Genomic DNA, 24,485 nt, shown 5'->3' on the forward strand with positions numbered 1-24,485 from the left:
GGTTTTTTCTCGTGAGGGTGTCGTGGGAGACTGCGTGGCAAGGATGGTTCCAACAATTGTCATAGCGCGGGGTTCAACGTTTGAGTAAACAGGCTTTTAAGCCAAACCAGCGCGAGAGGCGCTGCCGATTGCGCGCGACCAGCGCATACCCAATGACTTCACAGACCAATAACACCGGCACGGCGTAAATCAATAAGATCAACAAGCGCCAGGGCCAGCGTTGCCAGAGCAGGTAATTCACCGCGAAAGCCCCAGCATAGACCCGGCCTCGCCGCGTAATGACTTGGACTTTACGATCACAAGCGTTATTGCTGATGCCGTAGCGTTGTAACTCTGCTTCGGCGATTGCCTGATATGGCTCAATCACGAATTGCCGGCGCTGATCTATCTGTTGCGCGACCTCGGCTGAATACGAACAGATGCCGCAATCGCCATCAAACAGTATATAGTCCTGGCCAGGTTCAAGCCTACGCGGTTCTTTCATAACCGAACTCCTCGCCGCACGACGATGGGTGAACCGGCGGCAACAAACGCGGAAAAGGGCTTGCCGCTGAGGGTGTCGACAAATTGCGGGCCATACACGCGCGCCACGTCGCATTCAAACAATGACGATTGCGCCTGCCAAACCAGCCACGGCGGATGTTCGACTTGGTATTCAACGCAACTACCGTCGCGTTGTGCGGCATAGCCCCAATAATGTTCCGTGATGAATTCCGCCTCGGAACCGCTGCTTGGCGGTTGCGGAGCGTCCGTAATGTTGACGCGCAACCGCTGCCAGGCGTGGCCTTCGCGCCAGCCATATTCGACGGCACTGTTCGGCACTAATAATGCGGCATCCTCTGGGCCGCGTTGCACCTTGTGCCGCATTGGGCGGGCGACATAGTTTTCGTTATAAACCAGGCGGGCCAGTGTGGCGATGGCGCGCCGAGGCACAATTTCTTTGATGAAAACCACGCCGCGTCGCCAACCATCGGGTGCTTTGCGCCGCACATAGAAGCGCAAATTGATTTCCTCGAAATTGCGATGAAAGGGTATCGGCAGACCCAGCAGCCGCGTATTTAAGAAAAGGAAGCCAACCATACTGATGTAACAGCGCTCTTGCCAGTAGTCCAACTCGGTGCCGCGTGGTAGGAAAGGGAATAGAAGGCGCGCGTCCACTTCATAGTTGAGCATCGCCAGGAAGCGCCATTCAGCCGTCAGAAAAGGTTTGGCTTGCATAGGCGGCTATTATACGGTCGAAGTCCGGGAGCGGCCATCACGCGGTCACGAGAACAGCAAACCAAGCTGGATTGGACCCTAATGAAAGAGCAAAGAATGATGTTTATAAAGCAAATTGTCAGCATCAACTCCTATGCCGAGCGGATTAAAAAAACTGGCCTGCGGGGATTTTTGCTTGATCTTTCGGGTTGCCCCCCGCAATATAGGGCCTCGCTTCCGTGCCCTAAAGATTTTGACCTCATAAAAATGGTGTTCGGATTGACGGAGTCGCAGTGGTCGAAAGCATGAACCCTTGCGCCACCGTCAGGAGAAGACTGCGAAATAGGCATTGCCTCACAGTGCTTGGGCCGCGCGAAGAAGATGCCTGAATTCATCTCTTCAGTTCCGTCACCGGCCAGAGCATCCCTTTCAGTGAAGTATCTTGCCCGTTGCTTTGCGAACAGACTGTCCCGGCAAAAGTTAAGACCCGGTTGCTGCTCATTGAAACTTCTCACACGTTGTTTGTCGGACAGCGATTGAAAAGGAAGTAGTGAAATTATGAAGCTGACACTCACACAACTACACACACACACGGCGAGCTTGGCTCGTCAGAACAAACGGACGCCTCGAATTTTCTTTTTTGCTTCTCTCGTGCTCTGCCTTTATATCGGCGCAGCATGGATGGGGATGCCTTTTGGACGTCCGGCCTTGGCTTCGCTTGCAGGGCACGCGGCCACCCTGGCAGGCGCGAACAATCAAGTCGGAAAAATCTTTGCCCGTACTGCGCAGCGTTTTGCTGCTGCGCCTGGGAAAGGTGTGTCTGCCTCCGTGCCTTTGGCTGGCGTGATCAGCGGCACGGTCTTCCGGGATTGGAATGGCAACGGGAAGCAGGATCCCGCGACGGCAGTGCGCATTCCCGAAGTGGGGATTGGCGGCATCACGGTGACAGCCTATAACACCAGCGGGAATGCGGTCGGCACGGCGACAGCGGCGGCGGATGGCAGTTATTCGCTGACCACGAATGACGCGAGTAATGGGCCGTATCGGGTGGAGTTCACCAATATCCCGGCAGGCTTGTCGTTTGGCCCAGCGGGCATGACCTCGGGCACGGCGGTGCAATTCGTTGCCACCGCACCCAGCGGCAGCGTCAGCCTGGGCCTCAATGATCCCAAAGACTATTGCCAGGACAATCCGTTCTTAGGCGTTCCCTGTTATGTGTCAGGTGATCCCACCAAAGCCGGAAATAATGCTGCTGGTCCTGCGGACGTGTTGGTTACATTCCCCTATGCTGCCGGTACGAGCGCTCCATATAACGGGGTGGATGTGCCACCGTTTGGCAATCAACCCTCCCCTTCGCATTTAGCCTCAGCCCAGCAAACGGGTGCGGATTGGGGCGTGGCCTATCAACGTTCGACGCGCAAATTGTTTACGGCGGCGGTCGTTCGCCGCCATTCGGGCTTTGGGCCCTTGGGCATCGGCGGCATTTATACTGTCACCAATCCAGGCAGCGCGTCGCCCACTGTGGCGAACTTTGTGGATGTGAAGACCATCGGCATTGACGTGGGAACCCTTACCAATGCCACCCGCAACTTGCCGGCTGACCGGCTTGCAACCAGTGCCGACTCCGCTGCTTTTTCAGCGGTGGGCAAACAAGGCATTGGCGATCTGGAAATTTCTGAAGACGACAAGACGCTTTGGCTCATCAACCTTAACGACCGGAAGCTCTATTCGATTTTCATCAATGATACGGCAGTCGTGCCGACAGCGGCGAACGTCAGTTCCTTTACCGTGCCTTCGCCGAATTGCAATGGCGGCACCTTCCGCCCCTGGGCAGTGAAACCGTATAAAGGCAAAGTCTATGTGGGCGGCACGTGCACGGCGGAAACTTCGCAAACCCCCGCCGATCTGAAAGCGGCGATTTATGAATTCACGCCCGGTGCCAATACCTTTGTCAGCAAGCTGGAATTTGGCTTGGGCTACACCAAAGGCATTACCTGGGTCTGGCCGGGCGTCGAAGATCGCAAGTTCTGGCGACCCTGGACGGATACGTTCGATACCTTGGTTGCGCCCGCGCAGGGTGTTGGTCACCAGTTTCTGGTTTATCCGCAGCCGGTGCTGTCAGGCATTGAGTTTGATATTGATGGTTCAATGATCCTCGGCTTTATGGATCGCACCGGGATGCAGACCGGCTTCTTACAAGCCAATTTGAGTGGTACCGGCTCATACGAAGGCATTTCAGGCGGTGACACGCTGCGGGCTTACAATAACAACGGCGCATTCGTGCTGGAAAACAACGGTGTCGTCGGCCCCAATACGGGCGGCACGAATAACGGACAAGGGCCAGGCGGCGGCGAATTTTACTATCAGGAAGACTTTATTCAGAACGGCCAACTGGTGCACCAGGAGACCTCGCTGGGCGCGCTGGGTCTATTACCCGGAGCGTTGCAAGTCGTGATTCCGGTCTTCGATCCGTTTACGGTTCAGTCGGGCGGTGTGCTGTTTATGAACAACTTCAACGGCAAGGCTGACCGCCGTTATGAAGTGTTCCCCCAGCCCAGCCCGCCAAATCAAATCAATGGCCTGTTCGGCAAAGCTGCCGGTCTGGGCGATTTGGAAGTGTTATGCGACGCCGCGCCGATTGAATTGGGCAACCGCATCTGGAACGACCTCAACCGTAACGGCATTCAAGATGCGAACGAAGCGGGCCGCGCGGGCGTGACCGTGCAACTATTCAAAGGCGGCCAACTGGTCGGCACCACGACGACCAGCGCCACCGGCCAATACTTTTTCAATGCCGACAACGTCAGCGGCGGCGTCGTGCCGAACATGGCCTATGAAATCCGTGTCAACAAAGCGCAGCAGGCGCTCACCAGCACGGGGCTTTCGCCGGCCAACGCCGACAACACCGCGAATGGCGACCAGCGCGATTCCGACGCCGTGATGAACGGCACGACGGCGGTGATTGCCGTGACCACGGGCGGCGCGGGCGCGAACGATCATAGCAATGACCTCGGCTTCTTTGACGAACGGGTTGACCTGTCCTTGACCAAGGCCGTCAGCGCTGGCCCGTATGCGCCCGGACAGAATCTCACTTACACCCTGTTGGTCAGCAATGCCACCGACTGCACCAAGGCGGGCGTTTTCGCGGGGCCGTGCTCGACGGCGACCAACGTGACCATTGCCGACGCCTTCCCGGCGCAACTGACCTTTGTCAGCGCAAACCCGGCAGCGGCCTACAATGCGGCAACGAATGTCTGGACGGTCGGCACCCTCGCCCCCGGCGCTTCGGCGACGATCCAGATCACCGCGACTGTCAAAGCCGGCACCATCGGCAACATTCGCAACTTCGCCCAAGTGCAAACCCAGGATGGCCCGCTTGATATTGATTCGACGCCGGGCAATCGCAATCCCAGCAATCCGCCCGCCGAAGACGATGAAGCCGAAGTCACGATCAATATCGGCCCGGCTTCTTTAGGTGATCGTGTCTGGGTGGATAAGAACGGCAATGGTTGTCAGGATCAGGGAGAGGTCGGTTTGGCAGGCGTCACGGTAATGTTGCTGGATGGCAACGGCGCGACGCTCGACACCAAGACCACCGATGCCAACGGCAATTATCTGTTCAGCAATTTGGCAGCTGCCACATACAGCGTCAAATTCACCGCACCCAGCGGCTACGCCTTTACCAAACGTGCCGTGGCGGCTTGTGGCACTGACAAAGACAGCGATGCTGATGTGGCGACCGGGCGCACGCAAAACATCGCGCTCGGCGCGGGACAAAGCTTCCTCGACCTGGACGCGGGCGTTTACCAGCCAGCCTCGTTGGGAGATTGTGTCTGGAACGACATGAACCGCGACGGTCTTTATGACGCAAGCATGGAAGTCGGTGTCTCAGGCGTCAGCGTAAGGTTGTTTGATGAGAGCAACACGCAATTGGCGACAACGACGACCAATGCCAGCGGCAAGTACAGCTTTGCCAATCTGCCGCCGGGCAATTACTACGTGATCTTTGGCAATCTGCCGCAAGGCTTCGTGTTCAGCCCCAAAGACCAGGGCAATAACGAAGCGCTTGATAGCGATGCTGATCCGGCGACGGGCAGAACCGCTGCCGTGATGTTGATGTCCGGGCAGAACTACCTTGATCTTGATGCAGGCATCTACCCGCGCATTGACCTTTCATTGACCAAGACGGTCAGCAGTGGCCCGTATATTTCCGGCCAGAACGTGACGTACACCTTAACGCTGGCGAACGCCGCCAATCTGGCGACAGCGACCAATGTGACGGTGCGCGATGTCTTACCGGCGGGTTTGATTTTTGTGAGCGCCAACGCTTCACAGGGAACATACGCCAGTGGAACCTGGACGGTTGGCTCTGTGCCTAGCCCCGGCAGCGTGACGTTGACAATTCAGGCTCAGATCAGCGCGGCCAGCGGCAGCATCAACAACTGCGCGCAAGTCCAAACCGCGAAAGAACTCGATCTCGATTCGACCCCAGGCAATTTCAACGCGGCGTTGGGCGCGCGTGAAGATGACGAAGCTTGCGTGAGTTTCGATATTCAAGCGGCCTCGCTGGGCGATTTCGTCTGGCTCGACCTGAACGCCAACGGCTGTCAGGACGCGGGCGAACCGGGTGTGCCGAATGTGACTGTCACGCTCTTCCGGGGTGACAACACGCAAGTCGGGCAGACGACGACGAATGCACAGGGCGGCTACTCCTTCAACAATCTGGCGCCCGGCGATTACTACGTGATTTTCGCGTTACCGGCTGGCTATACCTTCACCTCCAATAAAGTTGCAGCGTGTGGCGACACCAAAGACAGCGACGCCAATACAAGCACAGGACGGACGCAGACCATCACCTTGGCGGGGAGCCAGAATTTCCCCGACCTGGACGCGGGCGTTTTCCAAGGCGCGAGCGTGGGCAACTATGTTTTCAAGGATGCCAATTTGAATGGTGTGCAAGATGACGGCGCTGCCAACGGTGTGAACGGCGTAATCGTGCGTCTTTTCCAACCCGGCCCAGACAATCAGGCCGGCACGGCGGATGACGTGGCGGTCGCTACTAGCACCACAACCAACAACGGCGGCAATCCGGGGTTCTATCTGTTTACGGGGCTGACGCCGGGGCGCTACTTCGTGCAGTTCGACATTTCCGCCGTGCCCGATTGCGGCTTTATCAAACAAGGCCCCACCGGCACCAAAGACGCCACCGACAGCGATCCCGATCCCGCCAATGGCCGTACTGAAATCTTCACGCTGGCCAATGGCGAAAACGATCTGAGTTGGGATGCGGGCCTGTACCAACGGGCTTGCGTGTCCGGCTTCGTTTATGAGGACACCAATGACAATGGCCTCAAAGAAGCTGGCGAGGCTGGTATCAAGGACGTAACGGTAACGCTGACCGGGACGGATCTATTTGGCAATATCGTCTCGCGCTCGACGTTGACGAGCGCCACCGGTGCCTATCAGTTCTGCAATTTGGTGCCCGGCACCTACAAACTCACCGAGACGCAACCGCCGATCTATGTAGACGGCAAGGACACGGCTGGTTCGTTGGGCGGTACGGTCACGAACGACATGATCGCCGACATTCCCGTTGGTTCCGGCGCGAACGGCATCAACTACAATTTCGGCGAACTGCTGTCCTTTGACTTAAGCTTGCGCAAAGAGCATACCGGCAACTTCCTGCCCAATACGCAGGATACCTACATGCTGACCGTCACCAACAAAGGACCCGGTGCTTCGCAAGGCACGATTACGGTGACCGACAATCTGCCGGGCGGCATGACCTACCAGTCTGTGACAGGGGCCGGGTGGAGTTGCAGCGGCGGCGTCGGCAGCAATCTTGTGACTTGTACGTATAGCAATACGTTGGCGGCGAATGCTTCGACCAGTTTCACCTTGCGCGTGCGCATCTCGCAAAACGTGCAGTGCGCGGTGGTCAACGTCGCCACGTTGTCGGCTGTCGGCGATACCAATTCAGCCAACAATATCGCCCGCGATACCACGCTCATTGATAATTGCACGATGACGATGCAAATGGATCCGGGCAATCCGGCGTTGGATCCGGGTTCGATCCTGATCTTCCCGGTCTACACTTCCGATGCGTCAAACCCGAATCGTGAAAACACGCAGATTTGCCTGACGAACACGAATCAAAAGAAACCCATCTCAGTGCATCTTTTCTTTGTGGATGGTACGTCTTGCGCCGTGTCGGATAGCTTTGTTTGTCTGACGCAAAATCAGACCGCGTGCTTCTTGACCTCGGATATTGATCCGGGGACGATGGGGTACATTGTTGCGGTAGCGACCGACGATCAGGGCTGCCCGACCAACTTCAATTGGTTGATCGGCGACGAATACGTCAAATTCGCTTCTGGACATTATGGCAACTTGAGGGCCGAGTCGTTCCCGGCGTTGAGCAACCCAGTTTGCGATCCGAACTCAGGGATTGCTACTTTGCCCTTAGACGGGATTACTTATCGGGCCCCAGGCCGCACGCTGGCAGCCTCTTCGATTCTAAGCCGTGTGGATGACAACTCCACGTTGGTCGTCATTGATCGAGTCGGCGGCAATCTGGCGACCACGGCGGCGACGCTGAGCAGCATCTTCGGGGTGCTATATGACGATGCTGAATCGCCCTTTAGCTTCAGTATCAATTCGCCGAATTGTCAGCTCAAGCAGGTCTTAACTGACAGCTTCCCGCGTACCACACCGCGCTTCACCCAAGTGATTCCGGCGGGCCGCACGGGTTGGATCAAGTTTGCCGCACGGCCCGACCTCGCCAATGATGCCAACATCGGTATCATCGGCGCAGTCTTCAACTTCAATCCGAACGCCACGGCCGTCAGCGGGGCGTTTACCGGTGGACGTGCGTTACATAAATTAACGCTCGGCAGGGATGTGTTCACCATTCCGGTGTTTCCGCCCAGTTGTTAAGCGGGCAAGTGCACGAAGCATTCGTGCGATTCACTGACTAACGAACAAAATAGTCGGCCCGCCAGCAACCTATAGGTTGCTGGCGGGCTTTTCCTTTTTGTTGGTGTCTCGGCTGGTGAACCGGTGGGTTGATCGCCGTGCCCACGCCAAACTGGCGGCTTGTCGAAGAGTAGGGCAATCTGCCTGTCGCGAGCGTGAATCGGCCCTTAGAGCGGTTTGCAATTGCGTTTCGGGAGTCAGTTGACGCTGGGACAGTACCGCGCGCGTGAGCAAGCGGCAGGTTGGCAGTTCAACCAGTGGTGCAAGCTTGACGCGCCGCTTGCTCACGCGCGCGGTACTGTCCCGCTACGCGGTTTTTCAGTACCTCGAAATAAAAACCGATCTAGTCGCACTCGCGTGCGAGCTGCAATAAGCGTAGGAGGTTTAGTGATGGATTGGTTGTGAGGATGGTGGATATAGGCTGTCTCGGCTGTCGTCTGCCACAAAAGCAAAGTCTTCCAAGGTACTGCGCTTGACGCCAGGGCTGAAGGGGCGCAAAAAACAATAGGCTGGCGTCGTGTGTACAACGCCAGCCGGTCAATAATGAGGAGGCTATGGGCTAGTGATCTGCTTTCACTCGATAATCAGTTGCACGCGCCGGTATTGTTGTTGCCGTTCAGCAAGTCAAACAGGCGCGCCAGGGCTTGCATGTCTTCGGGGCGGTTCAGCGGGATCAGTTGGCGCGTTTGCGCAAAAACATCTCCCAACCGCGTCGCGGTGTTGACGATGAAGCCATTGCTGAGTTGGAACGGCTCGAATTCCACGCCATAACAAGAGAGCGGAGATTTCAATGCTTCCTGCACGTTATGCGAAGCCTCGCCGCCGGCATTCAAGAGATTCAACTGGGCGGCCACAAATTCGCGGTTCAGATATTGAATGGGCACCTGCGGTTTCAATACGCGCAACGCTGTGGCGGGCGGCATACTGCGCGCCGCGACTGGACGATTGAAATTGACGCCGCCAATCAGCACCGTCCCGTATGGAATGTCTGAGGGATGTGCGCAATAGACCAGGTAATAATACTCAGCAGACCGGAAGCAAATGGTTTTGCAGCCCTCGTCGGCAGGGCATTCCACCGCGCAAGGCAGCCCGCTGGGATAGCCGCCCGTCAATTGACCCAGCAAACCTGTGCCCGGGTTATTCTCGTCCCCAGCAACGCGATTGCGATTGACGACGATGTCGGTCACGACCACCGAGGTCGTACCTGCGCCCAAGGCCCGCGTGATCTCGATTCCCAGTTGAAAGCAGCCGTGCAAAGGTGAATCGAAATCCATCGGGAAAGAGAAGGTCAGCAAGCCGGTGCGTTTGCCGCGTGGGCCAGCCTCGTCTACGAAAGGAATCAGCGTCCCCTGCTTGGTATCCGGCCCCATTGCGAAACGGTTGTCCACAAAAAGCTTCAATTGCGGATGAATGCTGCTTAGCCGGAAGCCGTCAGCCTCGCGGGTGAAGCGCAGCAATTCCTGGACGCCTGTGCCGTCACCGTTTTGCACGTATACACGCACGACGTCGCCCGCCGTACCATCGCTGGCGGAAAGAATCAGATTGCCGTCCCAAATGGATTCAGCGCAGGTCAACGCGCGCACCGTTGCGCCCGGTTGCGTCGCCGAAAAGCCGCGCGCAGGCACATTCGCCAGTGCCCCCATCGTCTGCGCCTCAGCGCCAAAGCTGGCGGCATTGACGGCAAAGGCCGTGGTGCCGTCGGCGGGGCGATTGAGACTCAAGCTAAGCGGTTTGGGCAATAGGAATAGATCGCCGTCGGGCAAACCCGGAGCTTTGGCAAAACCGTGAACGACCGCTGAAAGATCGAGTTGCAGACTCGCTTCGGCAGCCTGCGCTGTTCTGAGGCCGTGTTGACCGCTTAGGCATAACACGCACAGCATCAGGCAACAGAACGAAACGGCAAGTCGGAAATTTTTTAGATACTGCATGACAACTTCCTCAAACGCTTGTCTGGGGATTTACTCCAGCAAGCAAAAGCGCCCACACCAAACACCGTGCTGACAAGTCCGGCGAGCAGCCGTGGGAATTGGCACCAAAAAGAGAATCGAGTTGGAAAGAACCTAGCAGGAGTGTGTAGCAGCCGCTTCAGCTTGAGCGGACAATTCCAGGTGTGTGTCAGTTTGTGTCCCAGTTTTCAATTGCCGGAGCCATTTCGAGCTTGCCCCTTGGCCAGCACTGATCGGGTTTGTCAGGTATCCATCAAGCAGTTATGGCAAACCCAATGCCAACGGGGAATCCGGGTCAGAGACCCGGATGCAAAAACAGGAACGTTGCTGAAAAGAACGGATAGTCTGTCTGGTCGCACCAGATAGCGTCTCAGCGCACGCGGCAGGCACGTTGCGGGTCTTGACGCTGTTTCAGTTCGCGCTGCACACGCTGTCTACGATTGAAGATAGCGGTAGGAGATAAATGTCGTCGAAAGGGGACAAGGTATGAAAAGCAGGACTTACGCAAAGATTTGCCACAGAGGCACAGAGACACTGAGGCAGACAAAGAACTATGCCAACACAGTAAAAATGCTCTGTGTCTCTGTGCCTCTGTGGCTAACCAGTTTGTGTCTTGCGTAAGTCCTGAAAAGAAGATGAAACACCGCCGTGCCGCGAGGGGCGAAGCTAAATCCGGTTGTTCCGCCTGAATAATCAAGGAGTAATTCATTGCCAAATCCCTTTCGCAAGGGAATGAGTCCAGAGCAGAGCGCGGTTAGATTCGGCTTGGGGTGCAGGCCTGCCGAAGCGGCCAGACAAGCGGTTAGATTGGATAGCGAACGAAAATCTTGCGGGGGTCACAACGAGACTTTATTACCAGCTCAATTGGCGCATAGCTGGATCAACATCAGGGGATGTCGCTCTAAAGTGCACAGGCGAGCGAAACATTACACCCGTGTGCCAGAACCAGCGAAAAATCCAGCTTGAGTTTGCCCGCCCAAGCCTCGTAAAATGCCCGCGTTCGTTCCGAACGCTGATGAATTCCCCAAAATTCAGCCCTGACAGCGGTCTTTACTTTCAAGTACTTTGGACAACTGGCAAAACTCCCCCGCCATTGCCGGCCCCCGACTCGTTACGTGCCTCATTCGATCTTCTCTATTCCCCTTTGATAACAGGTTGTGTCGTTCGCCTAGCCAAGCGCGTGTAGCGCTCGCTTTCGCTTGTCCGTGCACGCAGTGCTCACAATCGAGCGCATGCTTGAACTCCGTGTTCTTGTGGCAATGGCATTCGCACGCAAGTCCGGCAAGGACGTTGGGTCATACCTACAATGATGAAAGCAATAATGTCGTGGCAGCACGTTGGATGTTGGTTCTGTATTGGGTTGGTTGCGGCGGTGTTTTTCAACCCGCTGGTATTGCGCCCGACGCAAGCGGCGCTCAATCAATCAACCGTTAGGCAAGTCGAACGCGCCAAACAGGCATACGGTCAATTGCCGATGACCTTTGAACGTAACGAAGGCCAGAGTGACAAGACGGTGAAATACCTCGCGCGCGGGCACGGCTATCAGGTTTTCCTGACAGAAGACAAGGCGACGCTCCGGCTGGCACAGGCGAACGGTGACGCCGCCGCCTTGCGGTTCAGCTTTGGCAGCGGCACGGGCACCCCCGTTGGACTCAACGAATTGCCCACCAAGAGCAATTACATCCTTGGCAATGACCCGCAGGCATGGCGCGCCAACATTTCCAACTTCGCGCGGGTCGAATATCGCGCCCTACAGCCGGGCGTGGACTTGGCGTTTTATGGCACCCAACGCGCGCTCGAATATGATTTCATCGTTGCGCCCGGCGCTGACCCCGCCGAACTCACCATCACCATCGAAGGCGCCGACAAACTGGAACTCGCCACCAACGGCGACTTGCTCTTGCGCGTTGGCGATGCCGTCGTCACGCAACGCGCGCCCGTCTCGCGCCAACGCCAGCGCCAAGTCCACAGCCGCTACTTGCTCAAAGGCGGCAATCAAATTGGCTTTGCCGTCGAAGGCTATGACCGCGCGCAATCGCTGGTGATTGATCCGGTGATTGATTATTCGACCTTTCTCGGTGGCATCGGCTCCGACGAAGGCTTTGCCATCGCTGTGGACAATGCCGGTAACGCCTACCTCACCGGCACAACCTATTCGAATAACTTCAACACCTTCGCGCCGCTGCAAACGCTGAATCGCGGCGGCAAGTACGACGCCTTTGTCACCAAGCTCAACGCGGCGGGCAATGCCATCGTCTATTCAACCTACCTCGGCGGTTCCGCCGAAGACAGCGGGCAGGGCATCGCGGTGGATTCGCTCGGCAACGCCTACATCGCTGGCATCACCAATTCGCCCGATTTCACCACGCGCAATGCCTTTCAACCCGCGCTCAACGGCCAGGCCAACGATGCCTTCATCACCAAACTCAACAGTGATGGGACAGCGATCATCTATTCGTCGTATCTGGGCGGCAGCAACATTGATCAGGCCTTCGCCATCGCGCTGGACGCGGGCAACAATGCCTATCTCGCAGGCTCGACAGCCTCCACCGATTTCAACACGCGCAGCCCGCTGCAACCCGCCAATCGTGGCGGCGCGGATGCCTTCATCGCCAAGGTCAACGCCAGCGGTAGCGCGTTGGTCTATTCGACTTATCTGGGTGGCAGTGGGCTGGATGAAGCGCGCGGCGTCGCAGTGGATGCCGCCGGCAATGCCTATCTCACCGGCTCGACAGCCTCCAACGATTTCAACGTGCTGAATGCGATTCAAGCCAACAATCGCGGCCAGCAGGACGCCTTTGTCGCCAAGCTCAACGTCAACGGCTCTGCGCTGATCTATTCCACCTATTTGGGCGGGGCCGAACTGGATGCCGCTTATGACGTAGCGGTGGATGTCAACGGCAATGCTTATGTCACCGGCAACACTTTCTCGACGGACTTCCGCACGGTTGATCCGTTCCAAGCCAACAATCGCGGCAGCAGCGATGCCTTCATCAGCAAGTTCAATGACAACGGTTCGGTGCTGCTGTTCTCGACTTATCTGGGCGGCACCCAAGGCGATTTCGGACGCGCCATCGGGTTGGGCGTGAACAACGAAATCCTGGTCGCGGGCCGCACCTCTTCGACCGATTTCAACAACGTCAATGCCGTGCAAGACAGCAATCGCGGCAACCTCGACGCCTTTGTCAGCAAGTTCAACGCGCAAGGCTCGGCGCTGCTCTATTCGACCTATCTCGGCGGCGCACAGGATGATTTTGCGTTTGGCCTGGCCGTGGATAACGCGGGCAACGCATACATCACGGGCGATACGCGCTCGACCGATTTCAACACGCGCAACCCGGTGCAAGCAGCCAATCGCGGCGGCCTCGATGCCTTTGTCTCAAAGCTCAATGCCAGCGGCACCGACTTGGCGTATTCCACTTATCTCGGTGGTTCGGGCGAAGACCTGGGCTTGAGCGTAGCCATTGATACGGCGGGGAACGCCTATGTCACGGGCTATACCAGCTCAAACGATTACATCACGCGCAATCCCTTGCAGGCGACCAGTCGCGGCGGTCTCGAAGTTTTCGTCACCAAGATTCTGGCCGACAGCAACGACATCGCGTTCAATACCTACTTTGGCGGCAACGGTTCCGACACCGGCAACGCCATCGCGGTGGATGGCGGCGGCAATGCCTATATCACGGGCGCGACGACCTCGACGAATCTGCCGACACGCAATCCGTGGCAACCCGCATTTGGTGGAGGCGGCCTTGACGCTTTCGTCGCCAAGTTCAACGCCTCCGGCTCCAATCTGATTTATTCAACCTATCTGGGCGGCAGCTTTGGCGATCAGGCGCGCGGCATCGCGGTGGATGCGGCGGGCAATGCCTACATCACGGGCAGCACGTTCTCTGACAACTTCCCCACGCAAGGCCCGCTGCAAGCCACACATCGTGGGTTGGGCGATGCCTTCATCACCAAGCTCAACGCCGCCGGTTCGGCCTTGCTGTATTCGACCTATCTCGGCGGCGCCGCCACCGACGAAGCCAATGCCATCGCCATTGACGCCACGGGCGCGGCCTACATCGCAGGCGATACTTTCTCCAGCGACTTCAACACGCGCAATGCGCTGCAAGCCAGCACGCGCGGCCAGCAGGATGCTTTCATCGCCAAACTCACACCCGACGGCGCGCAACTGGCGTATTCGACCTATCTGGGCGGACGCCGCAACGACCTCGCCAACGGCATTGCGGTGGATGCGGGCGGCAATGCTTACATCACTGGCTCGACCACCTCGCCCGATTTCAATACCGCCAATCCGCTCCAGAACGCCTATGGCGGCGGCGATTTTGATGCTTTCGTTGCCAAGCTGAACGCGCAAGGTTCGGCGCTCGCCTATTCGACGTATCTGGGCGGCGCGCTCAGCGACAACGGCAATGCCATCGCCGTGGATGCGAGCGGCAATGCCTACATCACGGGGGTGACGAGTTCCACCAACTTCCCGCGCGCGAATTCGCTGCAAGCCGACAATCGCGGCGGCAACGATGCCTTTATCACCAAGCTCAACGCCGCAGGTACCGCGCTGCTCTATTCGACCTATCTCGGCGGCCTCAACGATGATCGCGGCGCGGGGATTACCGTAGACAGCGTCGGCACGGCATACATCACCGGCGCGACGGCCTCGCCCAACTTCAACATTCAAGTACCGCTGTTCGCCTACGGCGGCGGTACCGATGTTTTCGTCGCGAAAATTCTTTCCGAACCGACCATCTCCTTTGCGCCGCCATCGTTGGAATTGCAGCCCGGCGGAATGGGCACGTTGACGATCAATCTCAGCGCGCCGCAAAACAGCCCGACGTTTCTGACGCTCAGTTCGTCGAATGTCACCGTCGCCACCGCGACCGCGACCGTCACGATTGCGGCCAACTCACTGGCGGTCGCCGTTCCCGTCACGGCGGTTGCGACAGGCACAACCATCCTCACCGCCGCCTTGCCGCAACAACTCGGCGGCGCGACGGCCACGGCCAGCATCACCGTCGCCACCGCGCCTGCGCCCGGTTTTGAAGGCGATGTCGCCCCGCGCCCCAACGGCAACAACGGTCAACTCACCGTCGCCGATTGGGTGCAAACGGGCCGCTTCGCCGCAGGCTTCGACACGCCCGCGCTCGGCAGCGAATTCCAACGCGCCGATTGCGCGCCCCGCGATACGCGCGGCAATGGCGCAATGACCATTTCGGATTGGGTGCAGGCGGGACGCTACGCTGCCGGCCTTGATCCGGTTGTGGCGGCTGGCGGGCCAACTGCGCCAAACGCACAATTGCTCCGGTACGGAACGGGGAGCGTGAGCGACCTGAGCATTGGCCTTCGAGACGCTGAAGGGAAGCCAAGCCGCCTGAGCAGCGAGGCTCAGATCGCTCACGCTCCCCGTTCCGTACCCCTCCAGCAAGCTCGCGCCATTCGCGTCGCCAGCGCCAATCTCATTCGCGGCCAGAACGGCACGGTGACCATCGAACTGGACGCCCAAGGCAATGAGAATGGCCTTGGCTTCAGCCTCAACTTCGATCCGGCGCAACTCATGTATGTTTCGGCCACCAATGGCCCGGATGCAGTTGGTGCCAGCATCAATATCAATTCCGCCCAGGCGGCTACCGGCCGTATAGGCTTTGCACTCGCACTGCCTGCGGGCCAAGCGTTGACCGCAGGCACGCGCCGCCTCTTCACGATTACCTTCACAGCGTCGAATAGCGCGGCTAGTAATAGCGCCCAAATCGGTTTTGCCGATCAGCCGGTTACCCGTGAAGTGGTCAACCCCAACGCCGAAACCCTGACGGCCACCTTCACGCCCGGCACGGTCAATTTGGCGCGCGCACTCGCCAATGTTTCCGCCGCCAGCTTCATCGCTACCGAGTTGGCTGCCGAAAGCATCGTCGCTTCCTTCGGCACCAACTTGGCGACAGGGATTGAAGCCGCCACCACCTTGCCATTGCCGACGACCTTGCGCGGCACGACTGTGCGCGTGCGCGACAGCGCGGGCGTCGAGCGCCTCGCCCCGCTCTTTTTCGTCGCGCCCGACCAGATCAACTACCTGTTGCCCGCCGGCTTGGCTTCCGGCGCGGCAACGGTGACCGTCACCAGTGGCGACAACAATCTTTCGCTCGCCACCATCAATATCGCCGCCGTCGCACCGGGTCTGTTCACGGCCAATGCCAACGGTCAGGGCGTCCCCGCCGGCTTTGCCATTCGCCAGCGCGCCGATGGTTCGCAAAGCCTGGTCAATATCGCCGTGTCCAACAACGCGGGGCAACAAGTGCCGCTGCCGCTTGATCTCGGCCCCGATTCGGATCAGTTGTTTCTGGTGCTCTTTGGCACCGGCATGCGCGGACGCACGGCGACATCCGCCGTCACCGCAACCATTGGTGGCGTCTCTGCCGAAGTTCTATTCGCAGGTGCCCAAGGCGATCTGGCCGGGCTGGATCAAATCAATCTGCGGATTCCGCGCGCATTGGCCGGACGTGGAGAAATAGACGTGCAGTTACGCGTGGACGGCAAACTGGCGAATGCCGTGCGCATTGCGATCAAGTGAGCCACTTGGGAGCACTACCTGGGAGCGCGGGCATCCCTGCCCGCAATTAAAAGAAGCCGCGCAGCCTCCTTCTCTCCTCATCGCATTTCGCGAAGATGGAATAAGGAAGCTGCGCGGCTTTTCTTATAGCAGGCAGGGATGCCCGCGCTCCCAGGTTATTTCTGCCCGCTCGACAGGCGTTTGTAATACTCGCCTACCAGCTTGCGATACCGCTCTGGCGCTTCGCCTTCGTCGGCGAGACGCAGGTTGTTGCGGCCCAGCTTGGCTTGCAGGCGTTTGCTCAGTTCGGATTCGATGTTGCGCAGCGGATCAACGACCTGAGTCTTGAGCAACCCGGCGGTCATCTCGTCGTCGCGCAGCAGCGCTTCGTTTGCCTGTTTCAAACCATCAATCGCCTGATCGAGGCCGCGCGCCAGATCGCGGTCTTTGCCGACGCTGTTGCGCAGCGCTTCGGCATCGCGCATGTATTCGCGCAGTTCCGAAGCCAGTTGGCGCGTATCTTCACCGCGTTGACCGCTACGCGGTGGGCCGCCACCGCCAGGGTTCATGGGGTTTTGCTGATTCGGATTGCCAGCTTGCCGATTGCCGCTATTGGGGCCGCCTTGCGAGCCTTGTTGCCCCTGCTGCCCCTGTTGCCCGCGCTGGCTCCCCTGTCCTTGTTGCCCTTGTCCTTGTTGTCCTTGCTGTCCTTGCTGTCCCCCTTGGCCTTGTTGGCCTTGCTGACCTTGTTGGCCTTGCTGACCTTGCCCTTGCTGACCTTGCTGACCTTGCTGTCCTTGTTGACCCTGCTGACCTTGTTGGCCCTGCTGACCTTGCTGGCGTCCGGTTTGGCCTTGTTGATTGCGAGCGATTTGCTGACCTTGCTGGCCTTGACCTTGTTGTTGACCAGGGCGTTGGCCTTGCTGGCCGCGCTGTTGGGCGTTTTGCTGGCCTTGTTGCTGGCCTTGCTTATTGCCTTGTTGCCCTTGCTGGCGACCTTGCTGGTTGCCTTGTTGGCCCTGTTGCTGCCCTTGTTGTTGGCCCGACTGGTTACCTGGCTGCCCTTGTTGCTGCCCTTGTTGCTGCCCTTGTTGTTGTCCTTGCTGGTTGCCCTGTTGCCCTTGTTGTTGGCCTTGTTGATTGCCTTGCTGGCCTTGTTGTTGGCCCTGCTGATTGCGGGCCTGCTGGTTGCGGTTGCCCGCGCGGTCGGCCAGTTTGCGGCTCAGTGAGCCGACGTTATCGGCCAGTTTGCGGGTATTTTCAAGAGCGTCTTCGGTCTTATCGCCGCCGCCGCGCTTGCCCGCGTTCTTTTCGGCGTCGGTCAGGTTCTGGGCGAGTTCGTCCAGATTCTGCTGGATGATCTTGTCGCCATTGCTGGCGGCGTCAATGAAGTTGTTGTCGAGCAGTTGCTTGGTTGCGCGAATGCGATCCTGCACGCGGTTGTCGCGCAAGCCTCTGGATGCCTGGCGCAATTTGTCGGCTGCGGCTTGTTGTTCCTGGCCCAGTCCGCGTGCGGATTGGTCAATGTCTTTTTCGAGGTTGTTGATCTCGTTAGCGAGCGCTTCTTTGCGTTCGCCAACGCGCTGTTTGGATTCGCCGGAAGCCGGTTGGCCGCTGCGATTGCGTTGGGCCATCTCGGCGGTGTCTTGGGCGATTTCCTGCTGGCGCGCGGCGGCATTAGCGGCGCGTTGCTGCAAATCTTTGAGCGACTTGCCGCCTTGCGAGCCTTTCAGTTTGTCGAGTTGACGTTTGGCCTCTTCGATCTTTTCGAGCGCGCGCATGCCCTGGGCGACCGATTCCATCGGGTTGCCGGTGTTGGCTTGCGCTTTCTGCATCTCGTCAGCAGCCTGATTGAGCTTTTGGCTCAACTGCTGCAACTCGGGCTGACGGCGTTCGCGCGAGAGCTTTTCGAGTTCGCGCGCCAGTTTGCGCGCTTCGTCAATCATCTCTTGTTGCTGACGACCACCGCCGCCACCGCCGCCTTGCTGTTGATTGCGCGCGCCTTGTTGGGCGCGTTGGCGTTGCTGTTCGAGTTCCTTTTGCTGACGGCGCGCCAGTTCTTCGAGTTTGCGTTTGGTTTCGTCGTCCGCTTGTTGGGCCTGCTGTTGCTGTTCGCGCTTGACCGTCTCGTACTGGTTCTTCATCTTGTCCATCTCAAGCTCGAACAAGTCGGCCAGTTCTTCGGCGCTGCGCTGTTGGCCCTGCCCCTGGCTCTGCTGGCCCTGCGAGATTTGCATCTCGCGGAAGAGCGCGTCCGCGCGCAGCAGTTGTTGCAGCGCTTTTTCTTCGTTGGGCTTGGCCTCTTTGGCCTTGCGATTCTTCAGCTCGGGAATCGCAACTTCCATCTCTTTACCGGCTTGCGCCAGATATTCGACCAGCTTTGAGAACTGCTCGTTCTGGGCCAACTGCGGCCCCATGCGGCGTTTGATACGGTCAATCAGTTGATTGGTGTCGTCGCGCAACTTTTCCTGACCGAGCGAAATGGTGCTGTAGTTATCCGCCTTTTCTTTTTCATCGTAATTCACCTCTTCGCGCATTACGCGGAAGGTCGCGGCCAGCAGTTCTTTTTGGCGTTTGCTCAGCGCGTTTTGATCTTCGCCTTGGCCCTGACCTTGGCCGCCCGCCTGTTGCGACTGTTTGAAGTCTTTCTCGAACGGTTTGATCTCAATGAAATAAATGTCGCTGGTCGTCTCGTTTTTGGCGTCGCGCGCTTTGGCGTAATACGAAATGAAATCGCCCGGTTGCAGGCCGTATTCTTCGAGGAAGAAGGTGTAGGCGCCGGACAGAGACTTGGCGGCGTCACGTTGCAATTTCTGCAAATCCACTTTCTTTTCTGCGCCGCCGTTGACGCTGATGAACATTTCGAGCGAAGTCACGCCGTAATCGTCTTCGGCTTTGGCGAGCGCGATGATCTCTTCGACACTGGTCGCGCGGGCATCGCGGCCCGGTTTCTCAAAGCTGACCGTCGGCGGCTGATCTTCCAGCACGACGATATCGTATTCGTTGGAGCCGTTGTAAACGTCGCCATAGCTGCTGACCAATTCGATGTGATAGCTACTTTCTTTGCTGACCATCACGTTTCCCGCGAACACCGGCGCGCCATCCAGCATGTTTTCCTGCGTCATCTCGATCTTCGCGCCGTCTTTCAAGACGATGCGCGCGGCCTTGGCGTTCAGCGTCAAACGCGCCATAACGCGCACGTTCGTTCCGGCCAGTGCCGCGATGTCACCGGTGTCTTCGATAGTCTTCGACGGCAGGCCCGTGTAGGCAGGGAAGTCGTAGCGCAGGTCAATGCGTTTGACGAAAGGCAGATCGGCGACGGTGAACTTGTATATCTGCGAACGGCAGCCCTGCGCTTCGACGAAGTATTCGGTGTCTGCCTGAATGTTGAAGATGAAATGCTGGAAGTCGGTTTTCTCTTTGGCTGGCTCCATCTGCTGGCCGATCCACTGGTCATCAGCCGCACCCGCTTTGCGCAAGAAAATCGTCGCCTGCTCAGGCGCGAAATTGATCGTGGTCGCGATGATCTTTTGATCGGAACCTTTGGGCACGCGCACCGTGCCGGGCTTGACGGTGATGTTCAACGCATTGGCTGCCGCGGCTTCACTGGTTGGGGTGACCAGTTGCGCGAATCCCTGCTTGATCTCTTTCGGCCCGAACAGCAAGGCGGCGATAAACAACGCCACACTCGCCGCCGCCGCGCCGCTGTATTGCCAGAAACGTTTGCGCGGCACGATGGCGTCAAGATCAACGTCGCTGGCCTTGCGCTCGGCATCGTCCACCAATCGGTCGTAGATCGCGGGCGTGGTCAGCGCTTGTTGTTCAACCGTGCCAAATTCGACCGCACTCACCAATCGGTCATCCATGCCGGGTTGTTTCTCTTCAATCAACCGGGCGAGTTGCGTATCGCTCACTTTGCGCCGCAAGGGCCGCACCAGTGACAGGTAAATGGTTGTCAACACGCCTACCAAGGCTGCGAGCCGCAGCGAAATCAACATGCCGGTGTTGTAGCGGTATTTGTAACCCGCCCAACCCGTCAACAACAGCAACCCTGCCGCGACGGCCAGCGTGATTGCCAGGCCGCGCAACCAAAACAACGTTGTCCGGCGACGGCGCACGGCGTTGATGATCTCTTGCAGTTGATTGCTCATGCTGCCCTTGCTATTGGATAAGTTCATGTTGACCTCTCAGAACTGGTGGACCAGCTTAATTGAACTAGCGTATTGCTACGCGACCATGTTTCTATTCAAGCAACCTTTGCAGTGAAATGAAAAACGGGAACTTGGATCGTACGTGTTTGCGTTGCTTGCTTGGCATTGGTCGTCAGCGTTGCGATTTGGCGTCCGACCTCTGCATTGACAACTTTCTCGCCACATTGCTGGCAAACCCCGGTGGGGACATCTTCAATGACGATCAATTCACCTTTAATCCAAAAGTCATGATTGATTTGTCGCTCTCGCATTTGCTCGCCGCAAACGTGACAATGACCGTAATCATAAACACTCTTATTCATATACTTCCCAAGTCGTAATCAATAGCAGTTTCCCCTGTCGCTTTTATCCGGCAGATAACGGCAAGCTCCCGACCGTCAATTGCTTGGCCGCTAATCTCATAGCGTTCTCCTCGCGGGTCATCGGTGAATACGGCATTGATACGGCCACTCAAAACTGCCATTTCAACGTCGGCAAAATCAAACCCATCGTTCGCCATTTCTTCAAAAAAATGCGGTATGGCAAATTCGTATTCTTGAGCCCGCATTTTCTCGCGAATTAGCCAAAGAAGTTGGGCGTGCTTTGCCATTTCATCCAATCACTCGCGCCGTTTTCGTGCGCCGTGACAACACGGCTTCGGCGACAAACAACAACAGCGCACCGATCAGCAACAGCCACCACACACGCTGCTTTCCTTCAATCTCTTCCTTGCTCAGCTTCTCATTGGCCGCATTGGCCGCTACGTCTTTCACATCCGCGCCCGTAACGGCAGCCACGAATTCATCCAGATTGAGCCGCGTCAAATCGGATTCCTTACTGTCCAAATTGACCGCCGTGAAATCATTGGTTTCGGGATAACGCAGCCGGTAAAAGCCGTTCTCGCTCGCCTGCACCAGCAATTCGCCGCCGGTGGTCAGATTGCGTTCGGTCAACCGCGCGCCGCCGGGCGTGTCTACAGCAGGCGGTGCGCCGTTTTTGGCGGCGTGCGCGGTGAAGGTTTGGCCCAGTGGATACCAGCCGCGCTCTTCGCGTTCGCCCAGATAACGCGCCATCTGGCGCACCAGCGGTAAATAGAGCGGCGAGAGCGGCAAGTCATTCCAGCCGGAGTCAAAGGTCGTGGTCAGCAGCAAGACTTTGCCCGTGCCGTAGCTGCGTTCGATCAGCGCCGGGCTGCCGTCTTCAAACCGCGCCAGCACGGTCGCGGCTTCTTTGGGCGTGGCGCGCCAGTAATTGAACACGCGCGCCGAAGCCAGGCGCCCGCTTTGGCGGAAGACTTCAAAGACCGGATGATCGGTTTTGACATCGCTGAGCGAGACGTATTCGCCGCGCAGATTGATCTGTTGATCGAGCTGCGCGGGCAGCAATGGTTGCAGCGCTGAATTCAACGAGCCCGCTTCGGTATGCGGCCCGGCGGAGATGACGAGACCGCCGCCCGCTTCAACAAATTTGAGCAATGACTGGGCCAGCGCCGCATTGATCGCCGCATCGTTGAGCAGGATCACTTTTGATTCGTTGAGTTCGCCCGGATTGGTCGAGCCAGCGCTTTTGACCGTGAGCGCGAAAGGCAGGTTCTCGCCCGTCGTCAGCGCGTTGCGCAGAAAGAAACTTTCGCTGCGTCCGCGCGAGGCGGTTTCGATGACCAAGGCTTTCAGTTGCTCGGCGCGGCGCAAGGTGAAGAAGAAGCGATTGTCCACCGGGAACGTATCGCCTTCGATTTGGATGACGCCGCGATTGATGCCTTCGTTGAGATTGAAACCGGTGAATTCGACCGTCGCGCTGTCGTGGGCGGCGATCTTTAATTCGCGCTTTTCGACGACGTGCTCATTCAGATTGAGTTCGACACGCACGCTCTCTTTGGCTTCATCGCTGTAATTGGCGACGCGCGCGCTCAGCTTGTCGCTGTACTTGGCCTGATAAATCAGCGGCTGTGCGGCGACATCAGTGACGGCCAGATTTGGCGCATTCTGTTCGCCCACATCAATCGGGACGAGCTTGATGTCTTTGCCGACGCGGAATGCGGCATCGGCTTTGTTGTGTCCATTCGCCTGGAAATCGGAAATCAGCAACACCCGTTTGTTGGCGGTGTTGGCTTCTTTGAACAGCGTCTCGGCCCCGCGCAAGGCTTGGGTGTAATCGGTGCCGCCGAGTCCCGCTTGCGTGGCATCCACCAGCGCATCGAGTTTGGCGGTGTCGTTGGTGAAGCGGCTCAGCACTTCGTAACTGTTGCCGAAGCCGACGAGCGCAAAACGCTCATTGCCGCGCGCTTCATCAATCAACGCTTTGGCGCGCGTCTTGGCCTGCTCGAAATGTTTGCCGTAACGCATGCTAAATGACGTATCGAGCAGGATGACATTGGTGCGCTGCCCGCGTTCGCCTTCCGCCGAGCCAGTGCCGAAGTAGGGACGCATGAAGGCCAGCGCCAGCAGCAAAAACGCCAACGTGCGCAGCAACAGCAACAGCAGGTTATGCAGTGTGCGCCGCCGGATGGTGCGTTGCGGCACTTGGCGCACGAACATCAATGAAGGGAACTCGACTTTTTGCGAGCGAGTGCGGCGCACCAGATGCACGATGATCGGCGCGGCGACGGCGGCGAGTCCGAATAGGAATAATGGGTTAAGCAGAGCCATCTTGTTATTTACATTCGCGCCCGCTTCGCCAAAAACGAAAACAACGCAAAATCGAGCGGCTTATCCGTCGTCAACAATTCATAATCAATCTTGTTCGCCGCGCAGCCTTCTTTTAGCCGCGTGACGTGGGCGTTGATCGTTTGGCGATAACCTTCGGCCAGCACATCGGGCAGCACGTGCAATTGCTCTTCGGTTTCGGCGTCTTCCAGCAAGACCGGGTCGGTGAAATCAAAATCCAGTTCGTTCTTGTCGAGGATTTGGAAAACGATTACGTCGTTACCCTTGAACCGCAGATGCTGCAAGGCGCTGATGACGGCTTCGGCGTCGTCGTATAGGTCAGACAGCACAACGATGATGCCGCGCCGGGTGATGCGTTCGGCGACTTCGTGCAACACGCCCGCCAGCTTGGTTTCGTTGCCCGGTTCGAGTTGCTCCATCCGCCCGAAGATCGTCCGCATGTGACCGGTGCGGGCGTGCGCGGGCACGTGTGTGCGCACGGTTTCATCAAAGGCAATCAGCCCGACCGCGTCTTGCTGCCGGTTGATCAGATAAGCCAGCGACGAACCCAGGAATTGCGCGTATTGCAGCTTGCTGACCGGCCCGGTTGCATACCGCATCGAAGCCGACGCATCCATGATGATGTGGCATTGCGAATTCGTGTCAGCGCGGTACTTTTTGATGTAGTAACGGTCGGTACGCCCCAATAGCTTCCAATCCAGATAGCGCAAATCATCGCCGGGCAAGTATTGGCGATACTCGGCGAATTCGGTCGAAAAGCCGGTGAAGGGCGAACGATGCAGGCCGGAGATAAAGCCCTCGACGACGGTGCGCGCCAGCAATTCCAGCGAATTGATGCTGGCCAAGACCTCCGGTGTTAGAAATCTGGGGCCGGAGGTCGCGAAAGAAGCCGGTTGCTGCGCGACAGCCTGGGGCGTCTTGCCACTTAGTACGCTCTCCTTATTTCGTTTCCACCACATAGCGTTAG

At 57.9% G+C, this 24,485-nt stretch carries 11 protein-coding genes; 3 read left to right on the top strand and 8 right to left on the bottom strand.

The features are described 5' to 3' along the window. Nucleotides 1-73: 73 nt before the first annotated feature. A complete protein-coding gene (locus HY011_24780; protein MBI3426158.1) occupies nt 74-484 on the bottom strand; it encodes a DUF393 domain-containing protein in 411 nt (136 codons plus the stop codon). After that, nucleotides 481-1,218 carry a DUF2071 domain-containing protein gene (locus HY011_24785; GenBank protein ID MBI3426159.1) on the bottom strand — a complete coding sequence of 246 codons (738 nt, stop codon included), beginning with the start codon at nt 1,216-1,218 and terminating at the stop codon, nt 481-483. The genes HY011_24780 and HY011_24785 overlap by 4 nt, the downstream gene beginning before the upstream one ends. 81 nt (nt 1,219-1,299) lie before the next feature. Between HY011_24785 and HY011_24790 the strand changes: the two genes are divergently transcribed. Together HY011_24790 and HY011_24795 are read left to right on the top strand one after the other, a co-directional pair. Then, on the top strand, nt 1,300-1,506 hold the full coding sequence (locus HY011_24790) for a hypothetical protein (GenBank protein ID MBI3426160.1): 207 nt from the start codon (nt 1,300-1,302) through the stop codon (nt 1,504-1,506). Between the two features lie 519 nt (nt 1,507-2,025). Further along, on the top strand, nt 2,026-8,133 hold the full coding sequence (locus HY011_24795; GenBank protein MBI3426161.1) for a carboxypeptidase regulatory-like domain-containing protein: 6,108 nt from the start codon (nt 2,026-2,028) through the stop codon (nt 8,131-8,133). Nucleotides 8,134-8,756: 623 nt separating this feature from the next. Here the strand turns inward: HY011_24795 and HY011_24800 are convergent. Beyond that, a complete protein-coding gene (locus tag HY011_24800) occupies nt 8,757-10,100 on the bottom strand; it encodes a hypothetical protein (GenBank protein MBI3426162.1) in 1,344 nt (447 codons plus the stop codon). 1,324 nt (nt 10,101-11,424) lie between these two features. Between HY011_24800 and HY011_24805 the strand changes: the two genes are divergently transcribed. Then, nucleotides 11,425-16,683 carry an SBBP repeat-containing protein gene (locus tag HY011_24805; GenBank protein MBI3426163.1) on the top strand — a complete coding sequence of 1,753 codons (5,259 nt, stop codon included), beginning with the start codon at nt 11,425-11,427 and terminating at the stop codon, nt 16,681-16,683. A 155-nt stretch (nt 16,684-16,838) separates the two neighbouring features. Here HY011_24805 and HY011_24810 read toward each other — a convergent pair whose 3' ends face one another. The 5 genes from HY011_24810 to HY011_24830 all read right to left on the bottom strand — a co-directional run bounded on the left by HY011_24810 (nt 16,839) and on the right by HY011_24830 (nt 24,477). After that, on the bottom strand, nt 16,839-20,813 hold the full coding sequence (locus tag HY011_24810) for a hypothetical protein (GenBank protein ID MBI3426164.1): 3,975 nt from the start codon (nt 20,811-20,813) through the stop codon (nt 16,839-16,841). Nucleotides 20,814-20,908: 95 nt separating this feature from the next. Then, nucleotides 20,909-21,175 carry a type II toxin-antitoxin system MqsA family antitoxin gene (locus HY011_24815; protein ID MBI3426165.1) on the bottom strand — a complete coding sequence of 89 codons (267 nt, stop codon included), beginning with the start codon at nt 21,173-21,175 and terminating at the stop codon, nt 20,909-20,911. Then, nucleotides 21,172-21,471: a DUF4258 domain-containing protein gene (locus HY011_24820; protein ID MBI3426166.1), complete on the bottom strand. Its 300-nt coding sequence runs from the start codon at nt 21,469-21,471 to the stop codon at nt 21,172-21,174. The genes HY011_24815 and HY011_24820 overlap by 4 nt, the downstream gene beginning before the upstream one ends. Then, nucleotides 21,464-23,500, bottom strand: a complete 2,037-nt coding sequence (locus HY011_24825) for a VWA domain-containing protein (protein ID MBI3426167.1) — start codon at nt 23,498-23,500, stop codon at nt 21,464-21,466. The genes HY011_24820 and HY011_24825 overlap by 8 nt, the downstream gene beginning before the upstream one ends. A gap of 8 nt (nt 23,501-23,508) precedes the next feature. Beyond that, nucleotides 23,509-24,477 (bottom strand): DUF58 domain-containing protein, encoded by a 969-nt coding sequence (locus tag HY011_24830; protein ID MBI3426168.1) that lies wholly within the window; start codon nt 24,475-24,477, stop codon nt 23,509-23,511. Nucleotides 24,478-24,485: the final 8 nt, after the last annotated feature.

Source organism: Acidobacteriota bacterium, from assembly GCA_016196035.1.
Taxonomy (GTDB): Bacteria; Acidobacteriota; Blastocatellia; order RBC074; family RBC074; genus JACPYM01.